We start from the raw sequence: 14528 nt of genomic DNA on the forward strand, positions 1-14528 counted from the left end.
TCCTCGGTGGATGACGCGGCGTGATGCCGCGCCTTGGCGCGCCGCGCGCCGGCCGTCTAGCCGATGCGTACGAGCTGCGCCTTGAAATACTCGCGGCGCCCGGCATAGCTTGCCGCGCCGCGCTGCATGTTGGCGATATCCGCTTCCGTCAGTTCGCGCACCGCCTTCGCGGGCGCGCCCAGGATCAGCGTATTGTCGGGAAACACCTTGCCCTCGGTGACGATGGCACCCGCTCCGACCAGACAGTTGCGGCCGATCACCGCGCCATTCAAGACCACCGCCTGAATTCCGATCAACGAGCCTTGCTTGATCGTGCAGCCGTGTAGCATCGCCTGATGGCCGATCGTCACGTTCGACTCGACCGTCAGCGGGTAGCCGGGGTCGGTGTGCAGCACCGCGCTTTCCTGCACGTTGCTGCCGGCGCCGATCGTGATCGGCTCGTTGTCGCCGCGCAGCGTCGCGCCGAACCACACGCTCGCATTCTCCTCGAGCGTCACGTTGCCGATGATGTTCGCCGAATCCGCGACGAACACGCTTTCATGAATGATCGGGGCGGCTTCGCCCAGCTTGTAAATCGTCACAATGTCTCCTTGTTGGCCGGAGCCGGGCTTTGAGGGACTCCGACACGTGCACGATGGTTGTCTGATCGGTCGACGCGCGCGAGCAGGGTGGCGTGCGCGCGGCGCGGTGCGAAGTTGGCGGTCCTGCGTTGCCAACTGACGGGCGTGTCCAAGGCGCACCGGATGGTCGAATCGGGTATTGTAAACGGTTGTGTGATTGAGCCGCTTGGCGGCGGTTTTTGCTGGATCGCGCGCGCTGGCCGGACAGGCGGGAGGTTTGCGGGAAAGCGTACCGTGGCCGAGCCGGCTTGTGGCCGAGCCGAGCACATCCGATTGCTGCATCATTGTGCTCGACCGGCCGCGTATGTCCCTTGGTGTGCGCTTGCTTGACCCACCCGCTGTCGATTCCGTCGCCTTTACCGCTTCCATCGCTGATCCGCATCGTCATGACGTCCGCCGCTTCGACTGTTTCCGTTACTGCTCCCGCATCGAACTCTCACGACGAGCCGTCGTGCGCGCGCCGAGCCGCACTCGCCGCGTTGCGCGAGCGCGATCCAGCCGCGACGGCCGCGGCGGCTCGCGAACTGTATGCTGCGGTACTCGACGGTCGCGCCCTCTGTGACGCCGGTCTCGAACTCGCGGAGCCGGCGGGCCTGCCGGGCCGCCCAGAGCGGCCAGAACTGGTCGAGCCGCGCCAGCTTGGCAGACGCAGCATGCAGTCGCCGCAGGGGCGCGCGGTGCTGCTCCACGCGCTCGCGCACATCGAGTTCAACGCGATCAATCTGGCGCTCGACGCCGTCTGGCGGTTCGCCCGCATGCCCGCCGCGTTCTATACCGACTGGCTCAAAGTCGCCGCGGAAGAGGCGTATCACTACTCGCTGCTGGCCGCGCGTCTTGCCGAATACGGCCACGCGTACGGCGATTTCCCGGCGCACGGCGGCCTGTGGGACATGTGCGAGCGCACCCGCGGCGACGTGCTCGCGCGCATGGCGCTCGTGCCGCGTACGCTCGAAGCGCGCGGCCTCGACGCGTCCCCGCCGATCCGAGCGCGTCTGCAGCAGGCCGGCGATCACGAATCGGCGGCGATTCTCGACGTGATCCTGCGCGATGAAATCGGCCACGTGCTGATCGGCAACCGCTGGTTTCGTCACCTGTGCGACGCGGAGGGCCTCGATCCGCACCACACCTATCTGCGCCTCGCCGACCAGTATCACGCGCCGAAACTGCGCGGCCCGTTCAACTTCGAAGCGCGCCGCGACGCTGGTTTCGACGATGCCGAACTCGCCGCGCTCGCGAGTCAGGATGCGCAGGAAGCCACGCGGGAAACGGGTGACCGAGCATCGCCTCAATAATCCGTTACCACTTCTTGCGCCGCTGTCCCTATAATCGAACGACCATTCTTTTTTACGGTTGCGCCGTTCATGAATACCTCCCGCTCTGAATTCGTTGCCGTGCGCGGCGTCCGTCTGCATGTGCGGCGCTGGGGTCGTCCCGACGCGCCGATGCTGTTCATGCTGCACGGCTGGATGGACGTCGGCGCGTCGTTCCAGTTCGTCGTCGATGCGCTCGGCGGCGACTGGCAGGTGATCGCGCCCGACATGCGCGGCTTCGGCCTATCCGACTGGCCGGTCGCCGAGCGCGGCGGCGGCAGCTACTGGATACAGGACTATCTCGGCGATCTCGATGCGCTTCTCGACCACTACGCGCCCCAAGGCGAGGTCAACCTCGTGGGTCACAGCATGGGGGCGAATGTCGTGTGCCTGTATGCGGGGGTGCGGCCGCAGCGAGTGCGGCGCGTGGTCGATCTGGAGGGTTTCGGGCTCGCGCCATCGCATCCGGCACAGGCGCCGAAGCGCCTGCTCAACTGGCTCGACGAATTGCGCGATCCCCCGCAGCTGAAGCGCTACGCATCGCTCGACGACGTCGCCGCGCGCCTGATCAAGACCAATCCGCGCCTCGATCCGCGGCGTGCGCAGTTTCTCGCGCAGCACTGGTCGAAGCCGGATGGCGAAGGGCGCTTCATGCTGCTCGCCGATCCGGCGCACAAGGTCCGCGGCCCGACGCTGTATCGCCTCGACGAGGTAATGGCGGTGTGGCGCAAGGTCAGCGCGAAGGTGTTGCACGTCGAGGCCGCCGGCTCGCCGACGCTCGCGCAGATCGCCGGCGAAATCCCGCTCGACGAATTCAAGGCGCGCTTCCAGGCGTTTCCCGATTGGCGCGAGAAGATCATCGATGGCGCGGGGCACATGGTGCATCACGACCAGCCGGAGCAGATCGCCGCGCTGATCGAGGGTTTCTGCGCCTGAACCCCGCGCCTGAAGCTACGTTCGAAACGGCGCTGGGGCGTCGCCCGGACGTCGCCCGGACGTCGGCCTCGGCGCCGCTCCGGTCCTGACTTCGCGGCACGCGGGCAACCGGAGCCGGCGTCGCGAGATACCCCTGCGGACCCTTACTGCATTGCAGTAAAATGACCGCAGAACCCTTCCAGGACCACGATGAACGCCGATCTTCACTGCCACTCCACCGTTTCCGACGGCCAGTTCGCGCCGGCCGACGTCGCGCGCCGCGCGCACGCGAACGGCGTGACGCTGTGGGCGCTCACCGATCACGACGAAGTGAGCGGCCAGCACGAGGCGCGCACCACGGCCGCGGCTCTCGGCATGAACTACCTGAGCGGCGTCGAGATTTCGGTCACGTGGGCGGGGCGAACCGTGCATATCGTCGGCCTCGGCATCGATCCGACCAGCCAGATCCTGATCGACGGCCTCGCCCGCACTCGCGACGGCCGCGCCGCGCGCGCCGAAGCGATCGGCGAGCAACTGGCCACGCTCGGCGTGCCGGATGCATACGAGGGCGCGCTGCAATACGTGTCGAATCCCGACATGATGTCGCGCACACATTTCGCGCGCTTCATGGTCGAGCATGGCCACTGCGCGACCACGCAAGAAGTGTTCGACCGTTACCTCGGCGACGGCAAGCCGGGGTACATCGCGCACCGCTGGGCCAAACTGGCCGACGCGCTCGGCTGGATCCAGGCCGCGGGAGGCGTCGCGATCGTCGCGCATCCGGGCCGCTACGCTTATTCGCAACTCGAATTCGACGCATTCTTTGGTGAATTCATCGACCTCGGCGGCAAGGCGATCGAGGTCGTGACCGGCAGCCACACGCCCGACCAGTACCGCGAATATGCGGACGTCGCGCGCCGTTACGGGTTCGAGGCCTCGCGCGGATCCGACTTTCATGCGCCTGGCGAAGGCCGCATCGAACTGGGCGCGCTGCCGCCGCTACCCGCCGATCTGAAGCCCGTCTGGGAACGCTGGCTGTGACCGCCGCCGTGCCGGTACGGCACGTTGCGCGCGCGGGGCCGGCTGGATGCGGCACGCGCTCTGTTCGCCGCGGCCCATCCGCCGCAGTTCGTCTGCCGCCATCGTGAGTCTCCATGTCCCAATACTTTCGGCTTCATCCCGACAATCCGCAGCCGCGCCTCGTCAAGCAGGCCGCGCAGATCATCAACGACGGCGGCGTGGTCGCATTGCCGACCGATTCGACCTACGCGCTCGCCTGCCGTCTCGACGACAAGGATGCGGTCGAGCGTCTGCGGCGTATCCGCGGACTCGATGAAAAGCAGCTGCTGTCGCTGCTCGTGCGCGATCTGTCGGAGCTCGCCAATTTTGCGGTGGTGGACAACTGGCAGTATCGGCTGCTTAAATCGGTGACCCCGGGGCCGTACGTGTTCGTGTTGCAGGCCACCAAGGAAGTGCCGCGGCGCGTGTCGCATCCGTCGCGCAAGACGATCGGCCTGCGTGTGCCGGATCATACGATCACGCTCGCGATTCTCGAGGAGCTCGGTCAGCCGCTGCTCGGCTCGACGCTGATCATGCCCGGCGAAACCGAGCCGCTGAACGACCCCGAGGAAATCCGCGCGCGGCTCGAAAAGCAGCTCGATCTGGTGATCGACGGCGGCGCGTGCGTGTGCGAGCCGTCCACCGTGATCGATCTGACCGGTTCGGAGCCGGTGCTGGTGCGGGCAGGGCGCGGCCCGCTCGAGCCGTTCGGCCTCGAGGAAACAGCTTGAGCGAAAGCGGACAAACGCCCGCGAGCGCGTTGTTACAATAGCGAGTTATGGATTCTTCCCTGATACAGACGATTGCGGTGTACGCGCTGCCGGTGATCTTCGCGATCACGCTGCACGAGGCCGCGCACGGCTACGTCGCGCGCTGGCTCGGCGACAACACCGCGTACGTGCTCGGCCGCGTGTCGCTCAACCCTATGCGGCACATCGATCCGCTCGGCACGATCGCCATTCCGTTGCTGCTGTACTTCGCGACGAGCGGCGCGTTCATGTTCGGCTATGCGAAGCCGGTGCCGGTCGCGTTCGGCAATCTGCGCAATCCGCGCTGGGGCAGCCTATGGGTCGCGGCGGCCGGGCCGGCGTGCAATTTCGTCCAGGCGCTGCTCTGGGGCGTGTTCGGCGTTGCGCTCGCGGTGTTCAATGTCAACGAACCGTTTTTCACGCGCATGGCGGGCGCGGGCGTCGGCGTCAATCTCGTACTCGGCGTGCTGAACCTGTTTCCGCTGCCGCCGCTCGATGGCGGCCGCGTGGTGATGGCGCTGTTGCCGCCGAAGCAATCGATCGCGTTGTCGCGGCTCGAGCCGTACGGCTTTTTCATCGTGATGGCGCTCGTTATGACGGGTACGCTCACGCGTTTCTGGTTGAAGCCTCTCGTTACGCTCGGCTATAGCGCGATGACCGCAATTCTGACTCCACTTGTTTCGCTTTTCTAAATAACCATGTTCCCAGACCGTATCTTCTCCGGCATGCGGCCCACCGGGTCGCTGCACCTCGGCCACTATCACGGCGTGCTGAAAAACTGGGTGCGGCTGCAGTCCGAGTATCCATGCTTCTTCTGCGTGGTCGACTGGCACGCGCTGACGACGCACTACGAAACGCCCGAAGTGATCGAAAAGAACGTGTGGGACGTGCTGATCGACTGGCTTGCTTCCGGCATCGATCCGGCCCAGGCGACGCTGTTCATCCAGAGCAAGGTGCCCGAGCATGCGGAGCTCGCGCTGCTGCTCGGCATGAGCACGCCGCTCGGCTGGCTCGAACGCGTGCCGACCTACAAGGAGCAGATGGAAAAGCTGAAGGACAGGGACCTGTCCACCTACGGCTTCCTCGGCTATCCGGTGCTGATGGCGGCGGACATTCTCCTTTATCGCGGCTCGCTCGTGCCGGTCGGTGAGGACCAGGTGCCGCACGTCGAGATGACGCGCGAAATCGCGCGCCGTTTCAACTACCTGTACGGCCGCGAGCCGGGCTTCGAGGAGAAGGCGAACGAAGCCGCGAAGAAGCTCGGCGGCAAGCGCTCGAAGCTCTATCACGAGCTGCGCAACGCGTATCAGCAGGAAGGCGACGACGAAGCGCTCGAACGCGCGCGGGCGATGCTGCAGGAATCGCAAAGCCTGTCGATGAGCGATCGCGAGCGCCTGTTCGGTTATCTCGAAGGTTCGCGCAAGATCATTCTCGTCGAGCCGCAGGCGATGCTGACCGAGGCGTCGCGCATGCCGGGTCTGGATGGCCAGAAGATGTCGAAGTCGTACGGCAACACGATCGGCCTGCGCGAAGACGCGGAAACGATCACGAAGAAGGTTCGCACGATGCCGACCGACCCCGCGCGCGTGCGCCGCACCGATCCGGGCGATCCGGACAAGTGCCCGGTGTGGCAACTGCATCAGGTCTATACCGACGAAGCGACCCACGAGTGGGTGCAAAAGGGCTGCCGCTCGGCGGGCATCGGCTGTCTCGATTGCAAGCAGCCGGTCATCGAAGGGATTCTGCGTGAGCAGCAGCCGATGCTCGAGCGCGCGCAGAAGTACATGGACGACCCGTCGCTGTTGCGCGCGATCGTCGCCGACGGCTGCGACAAGGCACGCCGCTTCGCGACCGAAACGATGCGCGACGTCCGCGAGGCGATGGGGCTGTCGTACAACTAATGCGCACTCGAGGCGCCGTACCGCAACGATGAACTCGCCCTTGACCAGTGGCTTGCATGGCCTGGGTGAACCGTCGGGTTGGGTGCGTCACTGGGCGCACCTGATCGCGCCGGGCGGCGCGGTGCTCGACGTTGCGTCGGGGGCCGGACGGCACGCGCGCTTTTTTGCGTCGCTCGGCCATCCGGTCACCGCAATCGATCGCGACGCGGCTGCCCTCGACCTGCTGCGTGACACTCCGCTCGTCACGCCGCTACTGGCCGATCTCGAAGGCGCGCCGTGGCCTTTGCCGGGTGATGCGGTGTTCGCCGCCGTCGTGGTCACCAATTATCTGCACCGGCCGCTTTTTCCGCAGTTGCTGCGCGCGCTCGCGCCCGGCGGCGTACTGGTTTACGAGACCTTCGCGCAAGGAAACGAAAGCGTCGGCAAACCCTCCAATCCGGCGTTTTTGCTCGCGCCTGGCGAGCTGCTCGACACCGTCCGGGGCCAGCTACGGGTGATTGCATTTCAGGACGGATTTCTCGCCGAGCCGCGTCCGGCGTACGTTCAGCGCATCTGCTCGGTTCGGGAAGGGACCCGGGCGGACGATCGCGCAAGTACAACAGCGCCACCTTGTTACGAGTTGGCTGGCTAATCCGCTACAATCGCGGTTTACCTGATCAAATTCATGGCGTTTCATGACTAACGGCAACCACAGCGGTCACCAGGACGGCGTTCAGATCCGCGGCAGCATTCCTGCCATCATCACCCCGATGCTCGAAGACGGCAGCCTCGATCTGCCGGCGTTTCGCAAGCTGATCGACTGGCACGTCGAGGAAGGCACGAATGCGCTCGTCGTGGTCGGCACGAGCGGCGAGTCAGCCACGCTGTCGGTCGAAGAACACGTGCTGATGGTCAAGACCGCGGTCGAGCACACCGCTGGCCGGATTCCGGTCATCGCGGGCGCGGGTGCCAACTCCACCGCTGAAGCGATCGAACTCACGCAGCACGCGAAGGACGTCGGCGCGGATGCCACGCTGCAGGTCGTGCCGTACTACAACAAGCCGACCCAGGAAGGCATCTACCGCCATTTCACGAAGATCGCCGAAAGCGTCGATCTGCCGGTGATCCTGTACAACGTGCCGGGCCGTACCGTCGCCGATATGAGCAACGAGACCATCCTGCGCTGCGCGCAGGTGCCGGGGATCGTCGGCGTGAAGGAAGCCACGGGCAACATCGACCGCGCGGCGCATCTGATCAAGTCGGCGCCGGCGAACTTCGGCATCTATAGCGGCGACGATCCCACCGCGATCGCGCTGATGCTGCTGGGCGGCCACGGCAATATCTCGGTCACCGCGAATGTCGCGCCGCGAGCCATGAGCGAGCTGTGCAAGGCCGCGCTCGCCGCGGACGTGAAAACCGCGCGCGACATTCATCTGAAACTCCTGTCGCTGCACAAATACCTGTTTGCCGAAGCGAATCCGATTCCGGCGAAGTGGGCGCTGCAGCAACTGGGGCGTGTGCAGGGCGGCATCCGCCTGCCGCTCACTCCGCTCGACGCGCAATACCACGAAGTGGTGCGCGGCGCGCTGCGCGAAGCGGGCCTGCTCGGCTGAACGGCCCGCCCGTCCAGCCGCTCACGCAAGACCGCCACCGGCATTTCATTAACCGACGTCGCTTCAGCCCACGTTCCCGGCAGACCGAACGAGGCATCGCGTTCCAGCATCACGAAGGACCTCATGAAACGTTCCGCACTTTCCCTCCACGCAACCCGCATGGCGGCGCTGGCGCTTGCCCTGTCGACGCTCGCCGGCTGTGACACGCTGAATGACTGGTTCTCGTCGGACCGCGTCGACTACAAGGCCACTCCGATTGCGCCGCCGCTCGCCGTGCCGAGCGATCTGAGCACGTCGCCGAACGACCAGCGCTATGTGGCGCCGCCCGCCAATCTGGCGCTCGGCGGCGCGCCGACGCGCGCTGTCACGGCCGCCGGCAACGCGACCGAAGGCCAGCCGACCGCGCAGGATCCGCTCGGTATGCATATCGAGCGCGACGGCGACCGCCGCTGGCTCGTGGTGGACGGCCGCTCGCCGGAACAGCTGTGGCCGCAGCTGCAGGAGTTCTGGCAGGAGAACGGCTTCGTGCTGAAGACCGACGCACCGGCCACCGGCATCATGACGACCGACTGGGCGGAGAATCGCGCGAACATTCCGGACGACTGGTTCCGCCGCACGGTCGGCAAGGTCATCGACTTTGCCTACTCGTCGGGCACTCGCGACAGTTTCCGCACGCTGGTGTCGCGCGGTCCGGACAACGCGACCGATATCTCGATCACGCATAGCGCGATGGAAGAAGTGATGACCGGTCAGGACAAGACATCTTCGCGCTGGGAAGAGCGTCCGCGCGACCCGGCGCTGGAGGCGCTATTCCTCGCCAAGCTGATGCAGAAGTTCGGCCTGACCGACGCGCAGTCGAAGCAATTGCTGACTGACGCACGCCCGGCCGTCGCGCCGGCCACGATCGAGCAGAGCGCTGGCGCGTCGACACTGGATCTGCAAGAGTCGTTCGACCGCGCCTGGCTGCGTGTGGGCCTCGCGCTCGATCGCACCAACTTCACGGTCGACAACCGCGATCGCGAGAAGGGCATCTACTACGTGCGCTACGCGGATTCGATGCAGGAGCTGAAGAAGGAAGGCCTGTTCGGCAAACTGTTCTACAGCGGCAATTCGACGCGCAAGCCGGGCCAGGAATTTCTCGTCAACGTGCGCGCGAAGGGCGACGCGGTGACGCAGGTTGCGGTCGTCGACGCGAATGGGCAGATCGACACATCGTCGGACGCACAGCGCATCGTGTCGCTGCTGCACGCGCAACTGAACTAGGCGGGGCGTGCGTTTCGCAAGTCTCGGCAGCGGCAGCGAAGGCAACGCGCTGCTGGTGGAGGCGCACAGCGGTGCGGTCACCACGCGGGTGCTGCTCGATTGCGGTTTTTCCGCGCGCGAAGTCGAGCGGCGTCTCGCCCGGCTCGGCGCGAGCGCCGAGCACCTCGACGCAATCCTGATTACGCATGAACATAGCGACCACATCGGCAGCGCATTGACGCTGGCGCGCAAGTGGTCGATTCCGCTGTACATGAGCTGGGGCACCGCGCGCGCGGTGGGCGCTGACGAAGCTGATGTCGACCTGCAGGTGCTGTGGGGCGACGAGACGGTAGCGATCGGCGAGCTCAGCGTCCTTCCTTATACCGTTCCGCACGACGCCCGCGAACCGCTGCAATACGTGTTCTCGAACGGGGCGAGCCGACTCGGCGTGCTCACCGACGTGGGCACGTCCACGCCGCATATCAGCGCGGTGCTAAGCGGCTGCGACGCGCTCGTGCTCGAATGCAATCACGACGTGCAGATGCTCGCGGGCAGTCGTTACCCGCCGTCGCTGAAGGCGCGTATCGGCGGCAATCACGGGCATCTGAACAATGACGCGGCAGCTGAAATCCTGGCGTCGCTCGACCGCTCGCGTTTGCGGCATCTGGTCGCCGCGCATCTGAGCCAGCAGAACAATCTGCCGGAACTCGCACGGGCGGCGCTGGCGGGCGTGCTTGGCGCGGCTCCCACGGAGGTGGTGGTTGCGTCGCAGAGCGAAGGGTTCGAATGGTTGACGCTGTGACTGTCGCGCCGCGTTGACTTCCGGGCGCGCCGCGCGGCGCGCATCAGCTGGTCAATGTAATGAAAAAAGCCCATAACGAGTAATCGTTATGGGCTTTTGCATTGAGTGTCGAGCGCGGCGTGGAGTACGCCGCGCGACCGGCCAGGCTTAATTGCGGTTGCCGCCGAAAATGCCGAGCAGCGCAAGCAGGTTGACGAACACGTTATACAGGTCCAGGTAGATCGCGAGCGTCGCGGTGATGTAGTTCGTCTCGCCGCCGTTCACGACGCGCTGCACGTCGAACATGATGTAGGCGGAAAAGATCACGATTGCCATGACCGAAACCGTCAGCATCAGTGCCGGCAGTTGCAGGAATACGTTCGCGACCGAAGCGAGCAGGATCACGATCACGCCCATGAAGAGCCACTTGCCCAGACCCGAGAAGTCGCGCTTGCTGACCGTAGCGATGGTCGCCATGGCCGCGAAGATCACACCAGTGCCACCAAACGCGAGCATGATCAGCGACGGGCCGTTCGAGAAGCCGAGCACGAACGCGAGAATGCGCGACAGCATCAGCCCCATGAAGAACGTGAAGCCGAGCAGTACGAAGACGCCGACGGCGCTGTCCTTGGTGCGCTGGATCGCGAACATGAAGCCGAAGGCGATCGCGAAGAACGCCAGCATGCTCATGGCGGGGCTGGTGGCCGCGAACAGCGAGAAGCCGGTGGCAAGGCCGACCCACGCGCCGAGCACGGTCGGAATCATGGACAGCGCGAGCAGCCAGTAGGTGTTCCGTAGCACGCGGTTGCGTGTTTCGACCGTGCTGACCGCGCCGTTGCGGCCAAACATATACGGATGTTCGTTCATGGTCTCTCCTTACCTCGAAAGCGTGTTTCGTGATGGTGATACGGCAATCTGCGAAGCGCCGGCGGGCGCACCGTTCATCCGTAAGATTAGCGCGGCGGCACGGAGTTTCAATACCCTCCGGTCGCCTACATGACCTACGCTACCAGTATTTCGCGCCCTTTGCTTTGATTCTTTCAGCGTTGTAAGGGTTCAATCGCAATGATACACCGGAACATGCTACAATTGCGGATTCATTTGAATCTGTAACCTCTTAATTTTTTGGAGTTTTTATGGCGATCGAACGCACCCTGTCGATTATCAAGCCGGACGCAGTGGCCAAGAACGTGATCGGCCAGATCTACACCCGTTTCGAAAACGCTGGTCTGAAGATCGTGGCATCGCGCATGGTTCATCTGTCGCGTGCTGACGCCGAGAAGTTCTACGCCGTGCACGCAGCACGACCGTTCTTCAAGGACCTCGTCGAATTCATGATCTCGGGTCCGGTGGTCGTGCAAGCGCTGGAAGGCGAAAACGCGATCCTGAAGCACCGTGACCTGATGGGTGCGACGGACCCGAAGAAGGCAGAGAAGGGCACGATCCGCGCCGACTTCGCCGACAGCATCGACGCCAACGCGGTGCACGGCTCGGACGCAGCGGAAACGGCCGCGGTCGAAATCGCGTTCTTCTTCCCCCAAGTCAACGTCTACTCGCGTTGAGCGCCTCGCGCTGAGGTCAGGTACTGATCTTGGCCGCGTATCGCAAGCCGTCTTTTGCGTAGCGCGTTCGTGCGGCCGAATTGTTTTATCGCATGAATCGCGCGCGGTGCACGGCAAAGTAGTAAGGTAAAAGCAGCAGGAATGGGCGCGAACGGCATGGCGTTCATGCAGCTTGTTGCATGAACGTAGTCTCGCACTGAAATGGCAGGATTCGATATGACGAGCAGTCCCTCCGTCAACCTTCTCGACCTCGACGCCCAAGGGCTTGTCGCCTACTGCGACAGCCTGGGCGAGAAACCGTTTCGCGCCAAGCAATTGCAGCGCTGGATTCACCAATACAACGCTGCCGACTTCGACGGCATGACCGATCTCGCGAAGTCCTTGCGCGAAAAGCTCAAAGGGCGCGCCACGATCGCGATGCCGGGCATCGTCAGCGACCATGTTTCGTCGGACGGCACACGCAAGTGGCTGATCGACGTCGGTAACGGCAATGCTGTTGAAACCGTGTACATCCCCGAAGAAACGCGCGGCACGCTGTGTGTCTCGTCGCAGGCCGGGTGCGCGGTCAACTGCCGGTTCTGCTCGACCGGCAAGCAGGGGTTCTCCCGCAATCTCACCACCGGTGAAATCATCGGCCAGTTGCGCATGGCGGAGTTCGCGCTGCGCGCGTCTCGCGGCGATGCGGGTGGCCGCGCGATGGGCGGCGACGGCAAGGGTGAACGCGTCGTCACGAACGTCGTGATGATGGGCATGGGCGAGCCGCTCCTCAATTACGACGCGGTCGTGCCGGCCATGCGCCTGATGCTGGACGACAACGCGTACGGCCTGTCGCGCCGGCGCGTGACGCTGTCCACCTCGGGCGTCGTACCGATGATGGACCGGCTCGGCGCCGATCTGCCTGTGGCGCTCGCGGTGTCGCTGCATGCGTCGAACGATGCGTTGCGCGACGAATTGGTGCCGTTGAATAAAAAGTATCCGTTGCGCGAGCTGATGGCGGCGTGCGAACGCTATCTGAAGGTCGCGCCGCGCGATTTCATTACATTCGAATATTGCATGCTCGATGGCGTGAACGACAGCGAGGCGCACGCGCGCGAGCTGCTCGCCGTCACGCGCAACGTGCCGTGCAAGTTCAATCTGATTCCGTTCAATCCGTTCCCCGAATCGGGCCTCATCCGCTCGAAGCCGGAACGGATCAAGCGGTTTGCGCAGGTGTTGATGGACGCTGGCGTCGTCACCACCGTGCGCAAGACCCGCGGCGACGATATCGATGCTGCCTGCGGTCAGCTGGCCGGCGCGGTGAAAGACCGCACGCGTCTTGCTGAGCGCACCGGGAAGGCGGCGAAGGTGATCGAAGTTCGCGCCGTGTAATCGCGCGGGGCGGCAGGGCATGGCGGAAGGTGTCGCGAGCGCAAAAAGTGCTCCTATGCCACCGGCGATTGAAAAGAAAGTTTGCAGAATCGATCGGGAGCGGCACACAAAGCCGCACATTTTGTTATAAACGGTCTGCGATTTGGACGTGAGGCTCGAGCCCGTCCAGTCGCACGATTAAAAGAATCGACGCGAAAGGATTTGGGATGAGTGAGCCGCAGCACCCGCAGCCGCACGAGACAGACACGAACGATGGCCATCCGGCACCGATTGCACGGGCGGTGGTCCAGCCTGTCGTGCAACCGGCACTCGATTCGTTGGCGGCGGTTGGCGCGCGCTTGACCCAGTTGCGCGAGTCGAAAGGCTGGACGATCGAGGACGTGTCGGCGCGGCTGAAGGTGTCGGTCGTCAAGCTGAGCGCGCTCGAGGCGGGCGACGTCAGCCATCTGCCGGACACGACGTTCGCACTCGGGGTCGTGCGCAGCTACGCGAAAATGCTTGGCGCCGATCCGGCGCCTTTTACGGCGGCGCTGCGGCGCGAGAAGGGTGTGCCGGCGCCGAATCTGTCGATGCCGGCGTCATCGGGCAAGGATCTGCCGCGCGGCAAGGTTTCGCTATCGCTCGGCGACAGCGGGCACAAGAGCCGTTCGTGGCTATGGGGCGTTGCGGCGATCATCGTCGCGGTCATCGCGCTCGGCATGTGGCGTACCAATGGCGGCGATTCGTCCGCGTGGCTCGCGCGCCTGAAGGCAAGCGCGAATAGTTCGACAAGCAGCGACACGGCGGCGTCGGGCGCGGTTGCGCAAGGTCCAGCGACATCGGCAGCGGAAGGCGCATCGGCGACGGACGCGGCGGCCACAGCGGATAACGCGGCGAGCGCGGATAATGCGGCGTCCGCGTCGGCAACGCCGATGCCTGCGCCGCTTGCCACCGGCGCCGCGCCGGGCTCGGCGCCGGCAGCGAATCCAGCGGCGGCAACTCCAGCACCGACGGCAGTGGCACCGAAGGCTGGCTCGCAGGCTCAGGCTCAGGTCGCGACGGATACCGCGAGTGCACCGGTGGTCGTGGCGAACGCGTCGGCACCGGCGGTCACGCCAGCACCCGGCGAGGCGGTCGTCGCACTGCGCGTGACTCAGGACAGCTGGTTCAGCGTGCGCGACAAGAGCGGCAAGGAACTGTTCTCCGGGCTCGTGCATGCGGGCGACCCGAAGGAAGTGACGGGCGTCGGTCCGTTCAAGGTTACGGTCGGCAACAAGGCAGGTCTCGAATCGGTGACGCTCGACGGCCAGCCGGTCGATCCGTCGAAATATTCGGCAGCCAAGGGCAATGTGGCGCGCTTCGCGCTGCCTTGATAGACATGGTACGCGCCGCGGCCAACCGGTCCGCGGCGCTTTTTCAATTCAGGCGCTGCGTTTTTGCATAGCGCGTG

15 protein-coding genes are annotated in these 14528 nt (G+C 64.8%); 13 read left to right on the forward strand and 2 right to left on the reverse strand.

Features of this window, described 5'->3' with window-relative positions:
• Window positions 1-56: 56 nt before the first annotated feature.
• A complete protein-coding gene (locus L0U84_RS05910; RefSeq protein ID WP_233848453.1) occupies window positions 57-581 on the reverse strand; it encodes a gamma carbonic anhydrase family protein in 525 nt (174 codons plus the stop codon).
• 425 nt (window positions 582-1006) lie between these two features.
• Here L0U84_RS05910 and L0U84_RS05915 point away from each other — a divergent pair, with 425 nt between their 5' ends.
• From L0U84_RS05915 to L0U84_RS05960, 10 genes are all read left to right on the forward strand, one after another.
• On the forward strand, window positions 1007-1912 hold the full coding sequence (locus tag L0U84_RS05915; RefSeq protein WP_233851954.1) for a ferritin-like domain-containing protein: 906 nt from the start codon (window positions 1007-1009) through the stop codon (window positions 1910-1912).
• 69 nt (window positions 1913-1981) lie between these two features.
• Window positions 1982-2866, forward strand: a complete 885-nt coding sequence (locus L0U84_RS05920; protein WP_233848455.1) for an alpha/beta fold hydrolase — start codon at window positions 1982-1984, stop codon at window positions 2864-2866.
• Window positions 2867-3055: 189 nt separating this feature from the next.
• Window positions 3056-3886, forward strand: coding sequence for a 3',5'-nucleoside bisphosphate phosphatase (locus L0U84_RS05925; RefSeq protein ID WP_233848456.1), 831 nt, complete (start codon window positions 3056-3058; stop codon window positions 3884-3886).
• A gap of 113 nt (window positions 3887-3999) precedes the next feature.
• The gene (locus L0U84_RS05930; RefSeq protein WP_233848458.1) at window positions 4000-4635 is read left to right on the forward strand and encodes an L-threonylcarbamoyladenylate synthase; all 636 of its coding nucleotides are present in this window, start codon (window positions 4000-4002) and stop codon (window positions 4633-4635) included.
• A 47-nt stretch (window positions 4636-4682) separates the two neighbouring features.
• Complete coding sequence (locus tag L0U84_RS05935) at window positions 4683-5345, forward strand: site-2 protease family protein (protein ID WP_233848461.1); 663 nt, start codon at window positions 4683-4685, stop codon at window positions 5343-5345.
• Window positions 5346-5351: 6 nt separating this feature from the next.
• Window positions 5352-6554: a tryptophan--tRNA ligase gene (locus L0U84_RS05940; RefSeq protein ID WP_233848463.1), complete on the forward strand. Its 1203-nt coding sequence runs from the start codon at window positions 5352-5354 to the stop codon at window positions 6552-6554.
• 28 nt (window positions 6555-6582) lie between these two features.
• Window positions 6583-7185, forward strand: a complete 603-nt coding sequence (locus tag L0U84_RS05945; RefSeq protein ID WP_233848464.1) for a class I SAM-dependent methyltransferase — start codon at window positions 6583-6585, stop codon at window positions 7183-7185.
• 43 nt (window positions 7186-7228) lie between these two features.
• Entirely contained in the window at window positions 7229-8146 is a 918-nt protein-coding gene (dapA, locus tag L0U84_RS05950; protein ID WP_233848465.1) for a 4-hydroxy-tetrahydrodipicolinate synthase, read from the forward strand.
• A gap of 123 nt (window positions 8147-8269) precedes the next feature.
• The gene (gene bamC, locus L0U84_RS05955; protein WP_233848466.1) at window positions 8270-9409 is read left to right on the forward strand and encodes an outer membrane protein assembly factor BamC; all 1140 of its coding nucleotides are present in this window, start codon (window positions 8270-8272) and stop codon (window positions 9407-9409) included.
• Window positions 9410-9416: 7 nt separating this feature from the next.
• Window positions 9417-10190, forward strand: a complete 774-nt coding sequence (locus tag L0U84_RS05960; RefSeq protein WP_233848468.1) for an MBL fold metallo-hydrolase — start codon at window positions 9417-9419, stop codon at window positions 10188-10190.
• 147 nt (window positions 10191-10337) lie between these two features.
• Here the strand turns inward: L0U84_RS05960 and L0U84_RS05965 are convergent, their stop codons facing one another.
• Window positions 10338-11036, reverse strand: coding sequence for a Bax inhibitor-1/YccA family protein (locus tag L0U84_RS05965; RefSeq protein WP_018417558.1), 699 nt, complete (start codon window positions 11034-11036; stop codon window positions 10338-10340).
• A 269-nt stretch (window positions 11037-11305) separates the two neighbouring features.
• Between L0U84_RS05965 and ndk the strand changes: the two genes are divergently transcribed.
• From ndk to L0U84_RS05980, 3 genes are all read left to right on the forward strand, one after another.
• Window positions 11306-11731: a nucleoside-diphosphate kinase gene (gene ndk, locus L0U84_RS05970; RefSeq protein WP_042322811.1), complete on the forward strand. Its 426-nt coding sequence runs from the start codon at window positions 11306-11308 to the stop codon at window positions 11729-11731.
• Window positions 11732-11947: 216 nt separating this feature from the next.
• Complete coding sequence (gene rlmN / locus L0U84_RS05975; protein WP_233848469.1) at window positions 11948-13099, forward strand: 23S rRNA (adenine(2503)-C(2))-methyltransferase RlmN; 1152 nt, start codon at window positions 11948-11950, stop codon at window positions 13097-13099.
• 206 nt (window positions 13100-13305) lie between these two features.
• Entirely contained in the window at window positions 13306-14451 is a 1146-nt protein-coding gene (locus L0U84_RS05980; RefSeq protein WP_233848470.1) for a helix-turn-helix domain-containing protein, read from the forward strand.
• The last annotated feature ends 77 nt before the right edge of the window (window positions 14452-14528 follow it).

Origin of the sequence: Paraburkholderia sp. HD33-4 (assembly GCF_021390635.1) — a bacterium.
In the GTDB taxonomy this organism is placed as follows: Bacteria; Pseudomonadota; Gammaproteobacteria; order Burkholderiales; family Burkholderiaceae; genus Paraburkholderia.